23 protein-coding genes are annotated in these 18,331 nt (G+C 70.0%); 3 read left to right on the plus strand and 20 right to left on the minus strand.

What is annotated here, in order from left to right:
- Positions 1–117: 117 nt before the first annotated feature.
- From D7X99_RS25030 to D7X99_RS25125, 20 genes are all read right to left on the minus strand, one after another.
- Positions 118–639, minus strand: a complete 522-nt coding sequence (locus tag D7X99_RS25030) for a chemotaxis protein CheW (RefSeq protein ID WP_121779983.1) — start codon at positions 637–639, stop codon at positions 118–120.
- On the minus strand, positions 636–1,199 hold the full coding sequence (locus D7X99_RS25035) for a chemotaxis protein CheW (protein WP_120576288.1): 564 nt from the start codon (positions 1,197–1,199) through the stop codon (positions 636–638). The genes D7X99_RS25030 and D7X99_RS25035 overlap by 4 nt, the downstream gene beginning before the upstream one ends.
- Before the next feature lie 34 nt (positions 1,200–1,233).
- On the minus strand, positions 1,234–3,465 hold the full coding sequence (locus D7X99_RS25040; protein WP_121779984.1) for a chemotaxis protein CheA: 2,232 nt from the start codon (positions 3,463–3,465) through the stop codon (positions 1,234–1,236).
- Positions 3,462–3,836, minus strand: a complete 375-nt coding sequence (locus tag D7X99_RS25045; RefSeq protein ID WP_120567722.1) for a response regulator — start codon at positions 3,834–3,836, stop codon at positions 3,462–3,464. The genes D7X99_RS25040 and D7X99_RS25045 overlap by 4 nt, the downstream gene beginning before the upstream one ends.
- A gap of 54 nt (positions 3,837–3,890) precedes the next feature.
- On the minus strand, positions 3,891–4,382 hold the full coding sequence (locus tag D7X99_RS25050; RefSeq protein ID WP_121779985.1) for a M17 family peptidase N-terminal domain-containing protein: 492 nt from the start codon (positions 4,380–4,382) through the stop codon (positions 3,891–3,893).
- Positions 4,379–4,804 carry a transcription antitermination factor NusB gene (gene nusB / locus D7X99_RS25055; RefSeq protein ID WP_120576291.1) on the minus strand — a complete coding sequence of 142 codons (426 nt, stop codon included), beginning with the start codon at positions 4,802–4,804 and terminating at the stop codon, positions 4,379–4,381. Before nusB ends, D7X99_RS25050 begins: the two co-directional genes overlap by 4 nt.
- Before the next feature lie 5 nt (positions 4,805–4,809).
- Positions 4,810–5,310 carry a 6,7-dimethyl-8-ribityllumazine synthase gene (gene ribE / locus D7X99_RS25060; protein WP_120576292.1) on the minus strand — a complete coding sequence of 167 codons (501 nt, stop codon included), beginning with the start codon at positions 5,308–5,310 and terminating at the stop codon, positions 4,810–4,812.
- Positions 5,311–5,337: 27 nt separating this feature from the next.
- A complete protein-coding gene (locus D7X99_RS25065; protein WP_121779986.1) occupies positions 5,338–6,003 on the minus strand; it encodes a riboflavin synthase in 666 nt (221 codons plus the stop codon).
- Positions 6,004–6,043: 40 nt separating this feature from the next.
- Positions 6,044–7,207 carry a bifunctional diaminohydroxyphosphoribosylaminopyrimidine deaminase/5-amino-6-(5-phosphoribosylamino)uracil reductase RibD gene (gene ribD / locus D7X99_RS25070; RefSeq protein ID WP_121779987.1) on the minus strand — a complete coding sequence of 388 codons (1,164 nt, stop codon included), beginning with the start codon at positions 7,205–7,207 and terminating at the stop codon, positions 6,044–6,046.
- A 10-nt stretch (positions 7,208–7,217) separates the two neighbouring features.
- On the minus strand, positions 7,218–7,721 hold the full coding sequence (nrdR, locus tag D7X99_RS25075; protein ID WP_120576295.1) for a transcriptional regulator NrdR: 504 nt from the start codon (positions 7,719–7,721) through the stop codon (positions 7,218–7,220).
- Between the two features lie 7 nt (positions 7,722–7,728).
- Positions 7,729–8,985 carry a serine hydroxymethyltransferase gene (gene glyA / locus D7X99_RS25080; protein ID WP_120576296.1) on the minus strand — a complete coding sequence of 419 codons (1,257 nt, stop codon included), beginning with the start codon at positions 8,983–8,985 and terminating at the stop codon, positions 7,729–7,731.
- 57 nt (positions 8,986–9,042) lie between these two features.
- Positions 9,043–9,489, minus strand: a complete 447-nt coding sequence (rpiB, locus tag D7X99_RS25085; protein ID WP_121779988.1) for a ribose 5-phosphate isomerase B — start codon at positions 9,487–9,489, stop codon at positions 9,043–9,045.
- Positions 9,490–9,592: 103 nt separating this feature from the next.
- Positions 9,593–10,849, minus strand: a complete 1,257-nt coding sequence (gene fabF, locus D7X99_RS25090) for a beta-ketoacyl-ACP synthase II (protein WP_121779989.1) — start codon at positions 10,847–10,849, stop codon at positions 9,593–9,595.
- Between the two features lie 86 nt (positions 10,850–10,935).
- The gene (gene acpP / locus D7X99_RS25095) at positions 10,936–11,184 is read right to left on the minus strand and encodes an acyl carrier protein (RefSeq protein ID WP_014395452.1); all 249 of its coding nucleotides are present in this window, start codon (positions 11,182–11,184) and stop codon (positions 10,936–10,938) included.
- Between the two features lie 105 nt (positions 11,185–11,289).
- A complete protein-coding gene (gene fabG / locus D7X99_RS25100; protein ID WP_120576299.1) occupies positions 11,290–12,039 on the minus strand; it encodes a 3-oxoacyl-[acyl-carrier-protein] reductase in 750 nt (249 codons plus the stop codon).
- Positions 12,036–12,974 carry an ACP S-malonyltransferase gene (gene fabD, locus D7X99_RS25105; RefSeq protein ID WP_121779990.1) on the minus strand — a complete coding sequence of 313 codons (939 nt, stop codon included), beginning with the start codon at positions 12,972–12,974 and terminating at the stop codon, positions 12,036–12,038. The genes fabG and fabD overlap by 4 nt, the downstream gene beginning before the upstream one ends.
- 28 nt (positions 12,975–13,002) lie before the next feature.
- Positions 13,003–14,004 (minus strand): beta-ketoacyl-ACP synthase III, encoded by a 1,002-nt coding sequence (locus tag D7X99_RS25110; protein WP_120594246.1) that lies wholly within the window; start codon positions 14,002–14,004, stop codon positions 13,003–13,005.
- 43 nt (positions 14,005–14,047) lie between these two features.
- Entirely contained in the window at positions 14,048–15,109 is a 1,062-nt protein-coding gene (gene plsX, locus D7X99_RS25115; protein WP_121779991.1) for a phosphate acyltransferase PlsX, read from the minus strand.
- A 20-nt stretch (positions 15,110–15,129) separates the two neighbouring features.
- A complete protein-coding gene (rpmF, locus tag D7X99_RS25120) occupies positions 15,130–15,318 on the minus strand; it encodes a 50S ribosomal protein L32 (protein ID WP_014395447.1) in 189 nt (62 codons plus the stop codon).
- A gap of 58 nt (positions 15,319–15,376) precedes the next feature.
- Positions 15,377–15,976, minus strand: coding sequence for a DUF177 domain-containing protein (locus D7X99_RS25125; protein ID WP_121779992.1), 600 nt, complete (start codon positions 15,974–15,976; stop codon positions 15,377–15,379).
- 128 nt (positions 15,977–16,104) lie between these two features.
- Between D7X99_RS25125 and D7X99_RS25130 the strand changes: the two genes are divergently transcribed.
- The 3 genes from D7X99_RS25130 (at position 16,105) to D7X99_RS25140 (ending at position 18,328) form a co-directional block, all read left to right on the plus strand.
- Positions 16,105–17,034 (plus strand): hypothetical protein, encoded by a 930-nt coding sequence (locus tag D7X99_RS25130; protein ID WP_121779993.1) that lies wholly within the window; start codon positions 16,105–16,107, stop codon positions 17,032–17,034.
- Positions 17,031–17,519, plus strand: a complete 489-nt coding sequence (locus D7X99_RS25135; RefSeq protein WP_121779994.1) for a hypothetical protein — start codon at positions 17,031–17,033, stop codon at positions 17,517–17,519. The genes D7X99_RS25130 and D7X99_RS25135 overlap by 4 nt, the downstream gene beginning before the upstream one ends.
- A 128-nt stretch (positions 17,520–17,647) precedes the next feature.
- On the plus strand, positions 17,648–18,328 hold the full coding sequence (locus tag D7X99_RS25140; protein ID WP_121779995.1) for a winged helix-turn-helix domain-containing protein: 681 nt from the start codon (positions 17,648–17,650) through the stop codon (positions 18,326–18,328).
- Positions 18,329–18,331 lie beyond the last annotated feature (3 nt).

Consider the following 18,331-nt stretch of genomic DNA (forward strand, 5'->3'; position numbering starts at 1 on the left):
AAACGTTCACCTTCGCACCCTTCGCGTCCACGGCGTGGAATGCGACTCAGTGCGCCAGGGGCCCCGCGTTCCAGCCCTTCTGTCTGAAGAACCAGAGGGAATAGAGGCCCAGGACGCTCAGCCAGCGGGCGGCAGGCGGGAGTCTCGCTCCAGCTCCGCGCGAAGGAGCGCCTTCAAGTCCAGCAGCAACCGCAGCCGCTCCGGCGGTCCGCACACGCCCACCACGAACGGCGTGCGCCCCCCGGCCATGAGCGCCGGCGCGGGCTTGATGTCAGCCCGGCGCACGCGCAGCACCTCCGCCACGCGGTCCACCCGCGTCACCACGCGCCGCGTTCCCAGCCGGCACACGAGCAGGCGCGTGCGCCGCGTCTCCTGTGCGGGCTCGCCCAGCAAGCGCCGTCGCAGGTCCACCACGGGCAGCATCGCGCCGCGCAGGTGCAGCACTCCCTCCACGAAGGCGGGCGCGTGCGGGATGGGAATCACACGCTGGGGCGGGAGGATCTCCTCCACTCGCATGATGTCCAGCACGTACTCCTCGTTGCCCACGAAGAAGGCGCACAGCTGCACCTCGGCCGAGGGCGTCTCGGAGGTCTTCTCGCCGCGCGGTCGGCGGACCATCAGGTTCACGGGGTCCGTCATGGGGCGAGCGCCTGCTCCGGATCCAACAGGATGTAGAGCTGCGAGCCCTTGCGCCCCAACCCCGCCACGCAGTCCCGGTCTCCACGCAGCCCCGCGGGCGACAGCTCCACCATGGACGGCTTGAGCCGCACCACGCCCGCCACCGAGTCCACCCATACGCCCGCGGGCCCGTCCTCCGTCTTGAGCACCAGGATGCGCGAGGCCCGGGGTGGCAGGCCCGCGTCCGGCCCCGCCACCAGCGGAGGCACGTCCGCCAGCCGCAGCCGCAGCTTCACGTCGTAGACGGGCAACAACTCCCCGCGCAGGTTCATCACGCCCAACAGCTGCGGCTCCGCGCGCGGAATCTCCGTGAGCAGCGGCACCTTGCAGATCTCCCTCACCGCGAGGATGGGCACCGCGTAGCACTCCGCCTCCAGGCGGAAGGCCAGGTACTCGACGGGCTCCTCCTCCAGCAGCGGCTGCGCCAGGTCGTCACTGCCCGCGGCGAAGTCCAGCAGGCCGCCGACGTCCTCGTCCGGGCGGTAGAAGAACGCGTCGAGCAGGGCTTCGAAACGGGACACGCCCGGGAGGATAGCAGCCCCCGGCGTGGACGCCTCAAGCGCGGCGCCGCTCCTGCGCGATGCCCTCTTCCAGGAGTTCCGCGACATCCAGAACCAGGACGGTGCGGCGGTTGCCCAGGTCGGTGGCGCCGGAGATGCCCTTCACGCGGCTCAGCCGGCCGCCCAGGGGCTTGGTGACGATGTCCTGCTGGCCGAAGAGCTCGTCCACCGCGATGCCCAGCCGCTGCTGCGCCAGCCCCACCACGACGACGAAGTGGCGGTTCACCTCGCGCTCCGGCAGGTGGAACAGGCGCCCCAGCCGCAAGAAGGGCAGCGTCTGGCCGCGCAGGTCCAGCACCTCGCGCCGCTCCACGGTGCGGATGTCGCGCGGCTGCACGGAGAGGATCTCCAGGACGCTGTTGAGCGGCACCGCGTAGGTGCGGCCGCTGACGCCCACCACCAGCGCGCGCACGATGGCCAGCGTCACCGGCAGCGTCAGGTGGAAGGCCGTGCCCTTCCCGCGCTCGCTCCACACGTCGATGATGCCGGAGAGGTTGCCCAGGTTGTTCTTCACCACGTCCAGGCCCACGCCTCTTCCGGAGAGCGCGCTGACGCTGGAGCGGGTGGAGAAGCCCGGCAGGAAGATGAGGTTGAGCAGCTCGCGCCGCGTCATCTCACTGACCTGGGACGGCGTGACGAGCCCACGCGACAGCGCCACCTCGCGCACGCGCACCTCGTCGATGCCCGAGCCGTCGTCGGACACGCTGATGACGACGTGGTTGCCCTTCTGCTCCGCGCGCAGCCGGACCGTCGCGCGCCGGGGCTTGCCTGTGGACAGCCGCGACTCCGGGCCCTCCGCGCCGTGGTCGATGGCGTTGCGGATGAGGTGCATCAGCGGGTCGCTGAGCTCCTCCACGATGAGCTTGTCGAGCTCCACCTCGCCGCCGGAGCTGACGAAGTCGATCTCCTTGCCGGCCTCGCGGGCAATCTTCCGCACCAGCCGCGCCAGCTTGTCGAAGACCTGGCCCACCGGGACCATGCGCGCTTCGAGCAGCCCCTCCTGGAGCGCCTCCAGCTTGCGCTCCAGCTGCCGCGTCTCCCGCGACAGCTCCTGGCCGAAGAGCTTGGACAGCGCGACGGTGCCGTCCTGCCGGGACGTCTCCGCCAGCCGCTGGAGGTTGGCCTTGATGAGCAGCAGCTCGCCCACCATGTTGATGAGCCCGTCCAGCCGCCCGATGTCCACGCGCACCGTCTGCGTGAGCGAGCGCAGGGACGTCTCTTCCGCCTTGGGACGGCCCGCGGAGAGGGGCGCGGACGCGGCGGCCTGGAGCCCCACCACAGTGGCCGGAGGTGACACCGCCCGGATGCGCGGAGGACTTGCCCCCGGGTGCGCGGGCACGGTCGCGAGGCCTCGGGTCTCCACCGGCCCCTCCGCGTCCCCGTCCTCCGGAGGCAGCACCTCGACGTCCTCGCGCACGGTCGCGGCATCGCGTGGCCGAGGCACGTCGAACGAGGGCCCCGTCGAGCCCGATTCCGGCGGCCGGACGGACAGCGGCGCCAGCTCCGCGGGCGTGCCCCGGAGGCCGTCCTCCAGTGCTTGCGCGCCCACCTTCGCGCCGAAGATGAGATCGAACGCGATGCCGGTGGAGCCGCCCGGCCGCGACGAGGGCAGCGTGCTGATGACCTCGCCCAGGGGCTTGAGGCGCGCGTTCAGGTCCGCGAGTCCCTGGTCGAAGTCCGTGAGGTCGAACGCCGCACGCACCCGCCACAGCGCCACCCCGCGCCGCACGTTCTCGCGCAGCCGGTGTTCTTCGTACTCGGTGAAGACGGCGCGCACCGTCGCGTCCAGCTCCAGCCGCTCCAGCGGATCCTCTTCCACGGCGGGCGGGGGCGAACCCAGCCGCGCCATGCGGTCCTCCATGTCGCGGGTGCGCTGGGAGAGCTCGGGGCCCTCCTCGCTCCGGGACGCCTCCCCGAGCAGCGCCTGGAACGTGTCCAGCGCGTCCACCAGCGTGTCCAGGACCTGGTCATCCAGCGTCAGCCGGCCCAGCCGAAGGCGGTCCAGCAGGTCCTCCGCCGCGTGCGCCAGCTGGGTGATGCGCTCCTGGCCGAAGAGGCCCGACAGGCCCTTGAGCGAGTGCGCCGCGCGGAAGATGCCGTTGATGTGCTCGGGGTCCGCCTCCAGGCCCCGCGCCTCGTCCAGGGCCAGCAGGTCGCGGCCCAGCGCATCCAGGATTTCGGTGGCCTCGGCGACGAACTCCGCCAGCGCCTTGCCCCCAGGCGTCACAGAGGCTTCAGGAAGCGCCGCAGGAGCGCCTCCAGGTCCGCCGGCTGGAACGGCTTCACCAGGTAGCCAGCAGCGCCCAGCGCCATGCCCCGCGAACGGTCCTGCTCACGCCCCTCGGTGGTGACGATGATGAGCGGCACGTCCCGGTAGTTGGGGTTCTTCTTGACGAAGTTGATGAGTTCCAGCCCGTTGATGTCGGGCATGTTGATGTCGGTGATGATCAGGTCGAAGCGCTGACGCGGCAGCAGCTTCAGCGCCTCGAAGCCGCTGGCGGTGGTGACGGCCTCGACGCCGTCCACGGCCTCCACGGTCGCGGCGATGTGCTCGCGCGACACCTTGGAGTCCTCGACGATCAACACCTTGAACTTCATCGCGCGCGCCTCAAGGGCCGGATGCTAGCAGAACCCCTGTCTGGCCGCTGCGCGTCAACCCTTCCGGGATGACAGCGATCCGACAAGGCCCTTGTCCGCGAGGAGGGACACCCGTCCCCCCTTGAACGCAGGCAGGAACTGCCGCTGGTACGCTTCCGCCCGAGCGGAGTCGCTCAGGGAAGACCCCTGAGGCACCTCCAAGGCCACGGAGTCCACCTTCGCGCGGCTCAAGACCTTCGCCGCGCCCGCCAGCGCCTCCCCCAGCGAGGCCGCGTCCAGGCGCTTCCGGGAGCCCAGCCCCACCACGAAGATGCGCGGCACGGTCAGCTTCCCGTCCGACGGCAACAGGAGCCAGTCGTCCTTCACGCCGGTGAAGAACCCCCCCTGGAGCACGCGAGACAGGGCGCCGCACAGCCGCCAGTCCACGTAGCCGGCGGAGGACGGCAGGGGGCGGTCGTCCTCGGCCACGAAGAGGCAGAGGGCGTCCACCCCGTTCAGCGCGTCCAGGCCCTCCAGGCCCACGTCCAGGGTCTGCGTCTGGCTCACGGCTTCCCGAGCGCCACCGCGACGCGGTCCAAGAGGCCGTTGACGAAGGCGCTCGACTCCTCGTTGCCGAAGTTCTTCCCCAGCTCCACCGCTTCGTTGATGGTCACCTTGCGGGGGATGTCCGGGCGGTACTTCAGCTCGAAGATGCCCAGCCGCAGCACGTTCCGGTCGATGCGGGACATGCGGTCCAGGCGCCAGTTGTGGCTGTGGCGTTCGATGAGCCCATCAATCTCCTCGCGGTGGGCCTCCACGCCCTCCACGATCTCCTTGGCGAACTTCACCGCGTCCGGCTCCGGCGTACCGTCCTCCGAGGAGGCGGCCCACGCCGCGTCCAGGGCCTCCCGCGTGGTGGCGCCCTGGGTCATCTCCAACTTGTAGAGCGCCTGCAGCGCCCGCTCTCGTGCCGTTCTGCGCGCGCCCATCGCGGTTATCCCTTTCGCTCCGCGCCGGACATCCGCGCGAAGAGGTTGACCATCTCGATGCAGGCCAGCGTGGCCTCCGCGCCCTTGTTGCCCGCCTTCACGCCCGCCCGGTCGATGGCCTGCTCCACGGTATCGCACGTGAGGACGCCGAACGTCACCGCCGCCGGCCGGGGGCCCGCCGCGGCGCTGAACGCCACCGAACCAATGCCCTTGGCGCACTCGCCGGCCACGTAGTCGAAGTGGGGGGTGCCGCCGCGAATCACCGCGCCCAGGACGATGATGCCCGCGTACTGGCCACCCTCCGACACGCGGCGGGTGACGCCGGGCAGCTCATAGGTGCCGGGGCAGCGGTACACGTCGATGGCGTCGTCCTTCACGCCATGGCGCACCAGGGTGTCCACGGCGCCCTTCAAGAGCTCCTCCGTGATGAAGCTGTTGAACCGGGACACGCAGATGGCGAACCGGCCCTGGGGGGGGAGGAAATCCCCTTCGAAATAGCGAGGCATGGCGCGCTCCTTACACCACCCGAGCCCCTACCCGCGAGGGCTGAAACCCGCCGCCCGCACCACCGCCTCGGTCAGCCCCGCTCCCTGGGCGGCGGCCTCCGGGGCGCCCCGGAGGGCGTACAGCCGGGCCACGTACTTGCCAATGAGGTCGCCCTCCAGGTTCACCCGGGCCCCGGGCCCCTTGCCGTGCAGGGTGGTGCGCTCCTGCGTCTCCGGAATCAGCTGCACCCGGAAGCGGTCCGTCTCCACCGCGTTCACCGTGAGGCTGATGCCGTCGATGGTGACGGAGCCCTTCTCGATGAAGCAGGGCGCCAGCTCCGGAGGCAGCTGGAACACCATCACCCACGAGCCGCCCTCCGCGTACGTCTCCAGCACTTCACTGACGGCGTCCACGTGGCCCGACACCAGGTGTCCGCCCAGCCGGTCCCCCAGGGCGAGCGCCCGCTCCAGGTTCACCTTGTCGCCCGTCTTCCGGGCCCCCAGGGTGGTGCGCCGAAGCGTCTCCGGGGCCGCCTGCACGCGGAAGGTGTCCCCGCCCTTCTCCACCACCGTGAGGCAGGCGCCGTCCACGGCGATGGATTCACCCAGCGCGAAGGCCTCCGCGCCCAGCGAGGTGCGAATCCAGAAGTCGGTCATCGCGCCGGTGGTGACGCGGGTGACGGTGCCAGTGTCCTGGATGAGTCCGGTGAACATGGCCGGAACCTTAACGGATGCCCTGGCCGGGCGCTGGCCTTCAGAGCAGCGCGCGCAGGAGGACGTCGTCCCCCACCTTCTCCATCGTCAGGTCCTTTACGGCCAGGGCATGGGCCATGTCCTTCACGCCCAGCTCGCCCGCCCACGACAGGCCCCCGGCCCCCACCAGCTTGGGAGCGAGGAACAGGGCGAGCGCATCCACCAGGTGCTCGCGCAGCAGCGTGCCGTACAGGCCCGCGCCGCCCTCCACGAGCACGTGGTTGAGCCCTTCCTTCTTCACGCGCTTCAGCACCGCCTTCAGGTCCACGCGGTCCTGCTTCGCGCGCACGTTCCACACCTCCACGCCCTGGGCCAGGAAGCGCCGGGCGCGCCGTCCCTCCGGGTCCTCCAGCGTGGCGATGACGGTGCGCGCAGGGCTGCGCTGCGTGAAGACGGTGTGCCCCGGGGACAGCTTGAGGTGCGAGTCCACCACCACGCGCACCGGGTCCTTGCCCCCGCCGCCCGGCAGCCGGGTGGTGAGCTGCGGGTCATCCATGCGCACGGTGTTCGCGCCCACGAGGATGGCGTCCACCTGGTTGCGCAGCCGGTGCACCCACGCGCGCGAAGCCTCGCCCGTCACCCAGCGCGAGTCTCCAGATGGCGCGGCGATCTTCCCATCCAGCGTCACCGCGGCCTTGAGCGTCACCCACGGCAGGCCCGTGCGCATCATCTTGAAGAAGGGCCGGTTGAGCGCGTCCGCCTCGTCCTTGAGGACGTGCGTCACCACCGCCACGCCGCCGCGCTTGAGCCGGTTGAGCCCCTTGCCACTGACGAGCGGATTCGGGTCCGAGGACGCGCTGAACACGCGCCGCACGCCGGCCTCCAGCACCGCCAGGCTGCACGGCGGGGTGCGCCCGTAGTGGTCGCACGGCTCCAGCGTCGTGTAGAGGTCCGCGCCGCGCGCCTTGGAGCCCGCGGCCTCCAGCGCGACGACTTCCGCGTGCGCCGTGCCGGCCTTCTTGTGGTGGCCGCGCGCGATGATGCGCCCGCCCTTCACCAGCACCGCGCCCACGACGGGGTTGGGGCTGGTGCGGCCCAGGCCCTTGGCGGCTTCTTCCAGGGCGATGCGCATGAAGAACTCGGCCACCGCGTGGTCGAAGTCCGCCGCGCGCTTGGAGCGGGGCGTCTTCACCGCCTGCAACCGTGACCTCGTGAGCAAGCGCATACCGCCCTTCCTAACCGTCCTTGGGCGGAGTCACAGGCGGCTTCGCCTTGCGCTCACGCTCCTGGTCCTCGAGCAGGTCCTTCAGCTCGTGCATGAACTCGGAGATGTCCCGGAAGCTCCGGTACACGGACGCGAAGCGCACGTACGCCACCTCGTCCAGTTGCTGTAACCGCCGCATCACGTGCTCGCCAATGGATGAGGAGGGAACCTCCTTCTCCCCCATCCCCTGGAGCAGCCGCTCGATGTCCTCCACCGTCGCCTCCAGCTGCGCGGCGGACACCGGGCGCTTCTCACACGCCTTCTTCAGGCCGTTGAGCATCTTCTCGCGGTCGAAGGCCTCGCGGCGCCCATCCTTCTTCACGATGAGCGGGTAGAGCTCCTCCACCCGCTCGTACGTGGTGAAGCGGCGCTTGCAGACCAGGCACTCGCGGCGCCGCCGGATGACGGAGCCCTCGTGCGACTCTCGCGAGTCGATGACCTTGTTCTCCGGGTCCTGACAGAAGGGGCAGCGCACGGGCGGGCTACTTCAACCGCGAGGCGTACAGCGGGAAGCCCTGCGCCAACTCCTTCACCTGCCCCTTGACCCGCGCGAGCGCCGCGTCGTCCTGCGCGGCGTCCAGCGCCTGGCCGATGAGCCGGCCCACCACCGCCATCTCCGCCTCGCGCATGCCGCGCGTGGTGATGGCCGGGGTGCCCACCCGGACGCCAGAGGTCGTCGTGGGCTTCTCCGGGTCGAAGGGGATCATGTTCTTGTTGACCGTGATGCCCGCCTTGCCCAGCACGTCCTCGGCCACCTTGCCGGTGAGCTTCTTGGCGCGCAGGTCCACCAGCATCAGGTGGTTGTCCGTGCCGCCCGAGCACAGCCGCAGGCCCGCGGACTTCAGCGCCTCCGCCAGCGCCTGCGCGTTGGCGACAATCTGCTTCTGGTACGTCTTGAACTCCGGCGACAGCGCTTCCTTGAAGGCCACCGCCTTGCCCGCGATGGCGTGCATCAGCGGGCCGCCCTGGATGCCGGGGAAGATCTGGCTGTTGATGGTCTTCGCGAAGGCCTCACGGCTGAGCACCATGCCGCCTCGAGGACCGCGCAGCGTCTTGTGCGTCGTCGTCGTGACGATTTCGGCGAAGGGCACCGGCGACGGGTGCACGCCCGCGGCCACCAGGCCCGCGATGTGGGCCATGTCCACCAGCATGGCGGCGCCCACCTTGTCGGCGATCTCCCGGAACTTCGCGAAGTCGAGCGTGCGCGGGTACGCGCTCGCGCCCACCACCAGCACCTTGGGCTTGTGCTCCAGGGCCAGCGACTCCACCTGCGCGAAGTCGATGGTCTCCGTGTCGCGGGACAGGCCGTAGTGGACGACCTTGTAGAGCTTGCCGGAGAAGTTGAACGCCGCGCCGTGGGTGAGGTGGCCGCCGGAGTTCAGGTCCAGGGACAGCATCGTCTCACCCGGCTTCATCAGCGCCATGAAGGCGCCCATGTTGGCCTGGCTGCCGGAGTGCGCCTGCACGTTCACCGCGTCCGCGCCGAACAGCTCCTTCGCGCGCGCGATGGCCAAGTTCTCCGCCACGTCCACCACCTCGCAGCCGCCGTAGTAGCGCTTGCCTGGGTAGCCTTCCGCGTACTTGTTGGTGAGCACGGAGCCCACCGCCTCCAGCACCGCCGGGCTGACGAAGTTCTCCGAGGCGATGAGCTCCAGCCCCTCCTCCTGACGCTCCGTCTCGTGCCGGAGCACCTGGGCGATTTCAGGATCCACCTGGGACAGCGTGCGGGTGTTCTCCATGGGGGTTGCCTCCTGGCGTACGAACGAAGGGGACTGCGAAGGGACGCCTCACGGCCCTCAGCGCTGCTGGGCCTCGACGTCGCGAATCTTCTGGACGCGCTTCTCGTGGCGGCCGCCCTCGAAGGCGGTGGAGAGGAAGGCCTCCAGGATGCCGCGCGCCACGCCCGCGCCCACCACGCGCTGGCCCAGGCACAACACGTTGGCGTCGTTGTGCGCGCGGGTCATCCGCGCCTCGAACTCGGTGGTGCACAGGGCCGCCCGGATGCCCCGGTGCTTGTTGGCCACGATGCTCATCCCGATGCCGGTGCCACACACCAGCACACCCAGCGTGCCCTCTTCCGACACCACCTGGCGGGCCACCTGCGAGGCGAAGTCCGGGTAGTCCACGGACTCGCGCGTCTGGGGGCCCAGGTCCTGGAAGCCGGCGCCGCGCTCCTTCAGGAGCGCCACCAGCTCCTGGCGCAGCTCGATGCCCGCATGGTCGGAGGCGAGGATGACTTTCACGGCCGGACTCCGGAAGGCGGGGCCCGCGCCGTGAGGGCGGGGCCGGGAAGGAGGGCCCCTGCCCGCCGCTGCCCGTCACCGGGAGCAGCGGGCCGGATGGCCGTCAGGCGAAGCGCTTGAACACCAGCACCGCGTTGGTGCCGCCGAAGCCGAACGAGTTGCTCATCACCGCGTCGACGCGGGCTTCGCGCGCCGTGTTGGGCACGTAGTCCAGGTCGCAGTCCGGGTCCGGCGACGTCATGTTGATGGTGGGCGGCAGGATGTTCTTGGTGAGCACCTGCACGCTCACCACCGCCTCCGCGCCACCCGCCGCGCCGAGCATGTGGCCCGTCATGGACTTGGTGGACGACACCGCCAGCTTGCGCGCGTGGTCGCCGAACACGGCCTTCAGGGCCTTGGTCTCGTTCGCGTCGTTGAACGGCGTGGACGTGCCGTGGGCGTTGACGTAGCCCACCTCGTCCGGCCGCATGCCCGCGGACGCCAGCGCCAGGCGCATGCAGCGCGCCGCGCCCTCGCCCTCCGGGGCAGGCTGGGTGACGTGGTACGCGTCCGAGTTGGCGCCGTACCCCACCACCTCCGCCAGGATGTTGGCGCCGCGCTTCTTCGCGGCCTCCATCTCCTCCAGGATGACGATGCCCGCGCCCTCGCCCATCACGAAGCCGTCGCGCTCCTTGTCGAAGGGACGGCTGGCGCGCGCCGGGTCGTCGTTGCGCGTGGACAGGGCCTTCATCACGGAGAAGCCGCCCATGCCCAGGGGCGTGATGGCCGCTTCCGCGCCGCCCGCGATGGCCGCGTCCGTCTCACCCAGGCGGATGGACTTCCAGGCCTCGCCGATGGCGTGCGCGCTGGTGGCGCACGCCGACACCGGGGACCAGTTGGGGCCCTTGCAGTTGTAGCGCATGGAGATGAGCCCAGGCGCCATGTTGATGATCATCTGGATGATGAAGAAGGGCGACAGCCGGTCGAACCCCTTCTCCAGCCCCTTGCGGTGCTGCTCCTCCAGGGAGGAGATCCCGCCGATGCCGGAGCCCACGATGACGCCCACGCGCTCCGGCTGGTAGCCATGGGGCGCGTCCGGGCCGATGGGCAGGCCAGACTCCTTCACCGCCATGTCGGCCGCGGCCATCGCGTACTGGGCGAACAGGTCCATCCGGCGCACTTCGCGCCTTTCGATGAACTGCTCGGGCTGGAAGTCCTTCACCTCGCCCGCGATTCGCGCGTCGAGCTTCCCCAGGTCGAAACGGGTGATCGTGCTGATGCCGGATTGACCGGCCAGCATCGCCTGCCAGTTCTTCTCGGTGCCGGTGCCCAGCGCAGAAATGATGCCGGTTCCGGTGATGACGACTCGACGGTTTGACACTGTTCTTCTCCGCTGACCGCGATGGGGCGCGGAAGCGCCGGTGAGGACGCTCCCCCAGGCCCCGGACTTCCGGGTGTCGCGACTGCCTACTTCTTGTGGGTCTTCACGTAGTTCACGGCGTCGCCGACGGTCTTGATGTTCTCCGCCTCGTCATCCGGAATCTCGACCTCGAACTCCTCTTCCATCGCCATGACCAGCTCGACGATGTCGAGGCTGTCCGCGCCCAGGTCTTCGATGAAGGACGACTCGGGCTTGATCTCATCCTCACCCACACCGAGCTGGTCGGCGATGATGGACTTGATCTTGGTTTCCACGTCGGTTGCGGTGGTGGACATACGTGCAGAACCCTCCAGCTCAATATGGGGCCCGCCGTTTCAGTCGCGGGCCGTCTTCAAGGCGGGCGCGGTATATCCCACGCCCGGCGCCAATCCAACCTTGGCTTACATGTACATGCCGCCGTTGACCTTCAGGACCTCGCCGGTGATGTAGGACGCCGCATCACTCGCGAGGAATACCACGGCCCCGGCGACCTCCTCCGGGTTGCCCAGGCGGCCGAGCGCGATGCCGCCCACCATCTTCTGGCGCAGCTCGTCGTCCAGGTGCGACGTCATGTCCGTCCCGATGAACCCGGGGGACACGGCATTGACGCGGACGCTCCGGCTGGCCAGCTCCTTGGCCACGGACTTGGTCAGGCCGATGAGCCCCGCCTTGGCCGCCGAGTAGGCCGCCTGCCCCGGGTTGCCCATCTCCCCCACGACCGAGGTGATGTTGATGATGGCGCCGGAGCGCTGCTTCATCATGGGCCGGCTGGCGGCGCGGATGAGCGCGAAGGCGCCCCGGAGGTTGGTGTCCATCTGCCGGTCCCAGTCCTCGTCCTTGACGCGCATCACCAGGCCGTCAATGGCCATGCCCGCGTTGTTCACCAGCACGTCCAGCCGGCCGTGCGCCTTGATGACGCCGTCGATGGCGCCCGCGCACGCGGCGGTGTCCGCCAGGTCGAACCGCACGGCCTCCGCCTTCGCGCCCGCCTGCTGGAGCAGGCCCACCGTCTCCTGCGCGGCGGCCTCGTTGCCCACGTAGCTGATGACCACGGTGGACGCGCCCGCCTTCGCGAAGGCCTGCGCGCACGCCCGGCCGATGCCGCGCGAGCCGCCCGTCACCAGCACCACCTTGTCCTTGAAGCCGCTCATGCTGCCCCCAACGCGGCGAGCACCTTCTCCAGGGTCGCGGCGTTCTCGACGTTGAACGATTCGATGTCCTTGGTGATGCGCTTGATGAGTCCGCCCAGCACCTTGCCCGGCCCCAGCTCCACCACGTGCGTGACGCCGTTCGCCTTCAGCGACTCCACGCACTCAATCCAACGCACCGGCGAGCTCACCTGCTCCAGCAGCAGCGGCACCACGCGGGACGCGTCCGCGTTGGGCTTCGCCTCCACGTTGCTCACCACCGGCACGGACGGCGTCAGGATGCGCACGCCCACCAGCACCTCCGCCAGGCGCGGCTTCACGGGGTCCATCAGCGCGCAGTGGAACGGCGCGGAGACGGGCAGCGGCATGACGCGCTTGGCCCCGGCCTCCTTGCACTTCGCGCCGGCGCGCTCCACCGCGGCCGCGTGGCCCGCGATGACCGTCTGCTCGGGCGAGTTGTAGTTGGCCGGGGAGACGACCTGCCCTTCCGCCGCCGCGTCGCAGGCGGCCTTCACCGCGTCCGGGGTGAGGCCCAGGATGACGGCCATGCCGCCCGTGCCCACGGGCACCGCCTCCTGCATGAAGGTGCCGCGCGCGCGCACCGCCCGCGCCGCGTCCTGGAGGTTCATGGCGCCCGCGGCCACCAGCGCGGAGTACTCGCCCAGCGAGTGGCCCGCGACGAACGCGGGGGCCGGGCCGCGCTTCTGGAACACCGCGTGAACCGCGGCCGACACCGTGAGGATGGCCGGCTGGGTATTGGCGGTGAGCTTCAGCGCGTCTTCCGGGCCCTCGAAGCAGGAGGTGGAGAGCTTCTCGTGCAGCGCGTCGTCCACGGCGTCGAAGACGGCCCGCGCTTCAGGGAACTGCTCGTAGAGGTCCTTGCCCATCCCCACGGCCTGACTGCCCTGCCCGGGAAACACGAACGCGACCTTCGCCATGTTGCGGTCCTTCCTTGTGTCGTCCTGCCTACCAGCGCACCACCGCGCTGCCCCACGCCATCCCCGCGCCAATGGCCATCATCGCGATGACGTCGCCGCGCTTGAGGCGGCCGGCGCGCTGCGCCTCGTCCAGCGACATGGGCAGCGAGGCGGACGACGTGTTGCCGTACTTGTGCAGGTTGAGCCAGCATTTTTCCTTGGGAATCTCCAGCCGCTCCATCACGGCTTCCAGGATTCGCAGGTTCGCCTGATGGGCGATGACGTGGTCCACCTGCGTCGTATCCATCCCGTGGGCCCCCAAGGACGTCTGGGTGGATTCCACCAACGCGCGCACCGCGAAGCGGAACACTTCCTTCCCGTTCATCTTGAGCTTGTGAAGATTTGCATCCACGTTGTCCGCGGTGACGGGGGTACGCGAGCCACCGGCAGGGATGCAGAGCAGGTTCGCGAGGTCGCCGTCGGTGCGCAGGTGGGTGGAGAGGATGCCGCGCGGCGCCATGGCGTCTTCGTCCGCGTCCTGTTCCGCCGCCAACACCAGGGCGCCCGCACCGTCCCCGAAGAGGACGCAGGTGTTGCGGTCCGTCCAATCCACCGCGCGGGTGAGCAGGTCCGCGCCCACGACGAGCGCGCGCTTCACCTGGCCCGAGCGCACGAACTGGTCCGCCACGCTCAGCGCATACAGCCCACCCGCGCACGCGGCGGACACGTCGAAGGCGAAGGCGCGCTTCGCACCCAGCTTCGACTGCACCAGCGCGGCGCACGAAGGCATGGGCATGTCCGCGGTGACGGTGCCCACGACGATGAGGTCCAGGTCCGCGGGCGCCACGCCCGCCATCTCCAGCGCGTGGCGGGAGGCGTTCACCGCCAGGTCGCTCGTCGCCTCATCGGGGGCGGCCTGCCTGCGCTCCTGGATGCCGGTGCGCTCGCGGATCCACGTGTCGCTGGTGTCCACCAGGCGCTCCAGGTCCTGGTTGGTCAGGACCTGCGCGGGAGCATAGGAACCCGTTCCGATGATGTGCGTGCGTGCCAAGAGGCCTCCGAGTCGTCGGAGTCCAACGCATGGCCGGCGCGCTCTAATCGGCCCCTTCGTCCCCGTCCGCCTTCCTTCCCCGCTGGTGGGGAGGAAGCCAGGCGGCGGCGTTGGCAATGCAGCGCGTCAGCTCTTCCTGCACGCCCGCGCGCACATGCTGCAGCGCGGTGACGAGCGCGTTGTGGATGGCGCGGGGAGAGGAGCGGCCGTGCGCGACGATGCCCACTCCCTGGAGGCCCAGGAGCGGCGCGCCGCCGTATTCGGCGTAGTCCATGACGCGGCGCAGCCCCAGCAGGGTGGGCTTGAGCAGGAGCGCGCCCAGCTTCTCCGGCAGGCCGCCGCGCTTCTCGATGGCGGAGCGCAGGAGTCCGGTGATGCCCATGCCCACGCCCTCGGAGGTCTTGAGGACGATGTTGCCGGTGAAGCCGTCCGTGACGACGACCTCCACGTCGCCGGAGAACAGGTCCTTGCCCTCCACGTAGCCCACGAACTCCAGGTCCGAGCGGCGCAACAGCGCGCTGACTTCCCGCGTGAGCTGCGTGCCCTTGGATTCCTCTTCGCCGTTGGAGAGCACCGCCACCCGGGGACGCTTCACGCCCAGGCGGGTGCGCGAATAGGCCTCGCCGAGCACGGCGAACTGGGCCAGGTGCGAGGGACGGCAGTCCACGTTGGCGCCCGCGTCCAGCAGCAGGCAGCGGCCTTCGCCCTTCAAGGCCGGAAACAGGGCCGCGATGGCCGGACGCTCCACGCCGGGGATCCGGCCGAGCGTCAACATGCCACCGGCCATCACCGCGCCGGAGTTGCCCGCCGACACGAGGGCGGACGCCTCCCCTTGCCGGACGAGCTCGAAGCCCACCCGGAGCGAGGAGTCCCGCTTGCGCCGGAACGCGGCGGTCGCGGGGTCGTCCATCTCCACCACTTCGGACGCGTGGTGGAGGTGGATGTTGGGAGGCGAGCCGGCGCGCTCCAGGACAGGGCGTACACGCGTGGCGTCCCCGACCAGCACGAGTTCGTGCCCGGGATACGCTCGCGCGAACAGCACGCCCCCGTCCACGACGGCGTCGGGGGCGTGGTCGCCACCCATCGCGTCGAGGACGAGCCGCACCGGCAGCCTTCCGCTTTCAACTACTCCGCGGCGGTCGCGATGACTTCACGGCCACCGTAGTTGCCACAGGCCGCGCAGGCGCGGTGCGGCATCACGGGCTCCTTGCACTTGGAGCACTTGATGACCTGCACGGGGGTCCGCAGGTTGTTGTTGCCGGCCCGACGACGGTCCCGGCGCATCTTCGACGTCCGCTTCTTGGGAACTCCCACGGCTCACCTCGGCATCGGACCCGTCCCCCCTCGCGACCTGCGAGGGGCATAGGGACCGTCAGTTCAGCTTGATGTTCTTCAGCGGCGACAGTCGAGGGTCCACGACCTTCGGCTCGCAGCCGCACTTCTTTTCATTGAGGTTCTGGCCGCACTGCGAGCAGAGCCCCTGGCAGTCTTCCCGACAGACCGCGCTCATCGGGAGCGCGAGCAATACCTGTTCCCGGAGGATCGGATCCAGATCGATCGTCTTCCCATCGAAAACCTGCTCGTCCGTGCCGTCCAGTTCGAAGGTGCCCCCGGATTCACCCTGGGTGCGTTCCTTCTTCTCCATGACCTTCTCGTCGTCGTCCTTGAAGTCGTCTCCCCGGGCCAGGGACTCCGGCACCAGGTTGATGATGAAGGACACGGGCAGGTCCAGCTTCACGTCCGCGAGGCAGCGCTTGCAGGGCGCGCCCAGGTGGACGGTGAAGTTGCCATTGAGCAGCACGCCGCCGCTGAGCTTGCGCAGGGTGGCGTGGAGCGTGGACGGAGCGGTGGCCTGAAAGCCAGTGCCCTCACCGGACGCCTGGCCCTCCAGGGCCTCCTTGAGGAGGCCAGGAGCGATGGGCTCGTCGAGCTTCAGCCCCGCTTCTTTGATTTGTTCAATCTTTACGACCATCTACAAGGCTTCCCGGCAAAAGGGCGCGCAACATAGAGGGACTCCCCCCTTCAGTCAACACGCCGGGTTGGACTCGCGAGCCGAGCCGCGTGGATCCACTCAACACCGCTCTGCTAGCTTTCCATCTGATGCGCAACCCCGCCCGAGGTTTGCGGGGCGCACTCTGTGTCTGGGGGCTCGGGCTGACGCTCGCCCTGCCAGCGCAGGCCCGTGCGCCCCTGCCCCCGTCTCCCCTCCTCTTCCAGCTGGGCCCCACGAGCCCCGCCATCGACTCCGCGAAGGAACTCCTGGAGGCCGGCCGCTTCCAGGAGGCCCTGGGCGTGGTGCAGGGCGGGCTGGATGCGCCCGACGTCACGGACGACGAGCTGGTGGAGCTCTACCGCCTGCAGGGGCTCACCGCCCTCTACCTGGGCGACGAGGCCCTGGCGCGCGGGGCGTACGAGAAGCTGCTCCAGGCCCGGCCGGACTTCGAGCTGCCCCGCTCCGCGCCGCCGAAGGTCCGCGGCCTCTTCGCGAAGCTGAAGGAGGACCTGCGCCACCGCCGCGTCCACCCCGTCACCCTGGAGGTGGACCCCATCCCGGACCCGGCGCCAGGAGACCGCGTGGAGGTGGACGCCGTCCTCCGGGACATGGCGCTGGGCGCGCGGGCCCGGATGTTCTACCGGCGCGCCGGGGCGCAGGGTTTCTCCTCGGTGGACTTCGTGCGCGACCGCGCCCGGGCCGAGCACTACCTCGCCGTGCTGCCCGCGTATGAGCTGCCGGTGGAGTCCACGCCCTATGAGGTCGAGTACTACTTCGAGGTCGTGGACGCGGCGCAGCGCCGGCTCGCCGGACGCGGGGACCCGTTCCACCCGCTCCTCTTCCAGGTGGCGTCGAAGGCCACGCCCGCCACGGCCCTGACGGAAGGGACGAGCCGCCCCTGGTACAAGAGCCCCTGGCTCTGGGTGGCCGTGGGCGCGGTGGCCATTGGCGGCACGGCCGGCGTGGTGGCCCTGTCCTCCTCCGAGGAGCGCGGCCGGGTGCCCATCACCATCCGCGTGGAGGACGCAGCACCATGAGACGCCCCACCCTGCTGATGCTGGCGCTGCTCGCCGGCTGCGGCCCGGACGCCCCTTCGGAGGCCCTGCCCTTGGGCCTGGACATCACCTTGAGCCGCGCCGTCGCCAGCCAGGTGGGCGCGTACCAGGTGGCCGTGTTGAAGGACGGCACGAAGCGCAACTGCACGGAGCTGCAGCGCACCTGCCTGTCCTCCCAGGTGTCCTCCAGCGACCTGCTGGAGTTGAAGGACGCGGACGGCAACTCGGGGCGCACGCTGCGCTTCCCCTCGGCTCCCGGCGGCGCGGCCATGGGGCTTTCCGTGGACGTGCCGGTGGGCCGCGACTACGCGCTCGTCATCGAGGCGCTGACGGCCGACACGCCCACCCGCTTCCTGGGCAGCTCCTGCAACTACCTGCGCGTGGTGAACTCCGGCACCAACGCGACCCTGGTGGCGGCGCCCATCGAGCTGACCACGCAGTCCTGCGACCCGGTGTTTCCGCGCTGACGCCCGGTCCCAGGTCCCCTGGTGGGAGAGCGGGCATGGTGCATGGATGTCACATGGATGTCCCGGGCGCGCCGGAACGAATCTGTTACGGGACGCCACGCATTCCATCCCTTCGCGGGAGCACCTTCATGGCGCGCATCCTCATCATCGAGGACGAGCAGGACCTGGCCGGACTCGTCGACTACAACCTCCGCGCGGCGGGCTTCGAAACGGACACGGCGAACACCGGCGCGGGGGGGCTCGCCCGGGCGCGGGCCCATCCTCCGGACCTGGTGCTGTTGGACCTGATGCTGCCGGACGTGGCGGGCGGTGAAGTCTTGCGCATGCTCAAGAGCGACGCGGAGCTGAAGAAGGCCGCGGTCGTCATCGTCAGTGCCAAGGGCCAGGAAGCGGACCGCATCCAGGGACTGGAGCTGGGCGCGGACGACTACGTGGTGAAGCCCTTCTCCGTGCGCGAACTGCTGCTGCGCGTGAAGGCCGTGCTGCGCCGCGCGGACGCGGAGGAAGGCCCCACCGCGGAGCTGGTCGCGGGCGACATCAGCCTGGACACGTCGCGCCACCAGGTGCGGGTGAAGGGCGAGGAGGTCATCCTCACCGCGCTGGAGTTCCGCCTGCTGCGCACGCTCCTGGAGCGAAGCGACCGCGTGCAGACGCGCGAGGTGCTCCTGTCCGACGTCTGGGGCATCCAGGCCGAAATCCACACGCGCACCGTGGACACGCACATCAAGCGCCTGCGCGAGAAGCTGGGCCCCGCGGGCGACATCATCGAGACCGTGCGCGGCGTGGGCTACAAGCTCAGCCCTCCGTGAGGC

Origin of the sequence: Corallococcus sp. AB032C (assembly GCF_003668935.1) — a bacterium.
Taxonomy (GTDB): domain Bacteria; phylum Myxococcota; class Myxococcia; order Myxococcales; family Myxococcaceae; genus Corallococcus; species Corallococcus exiguus.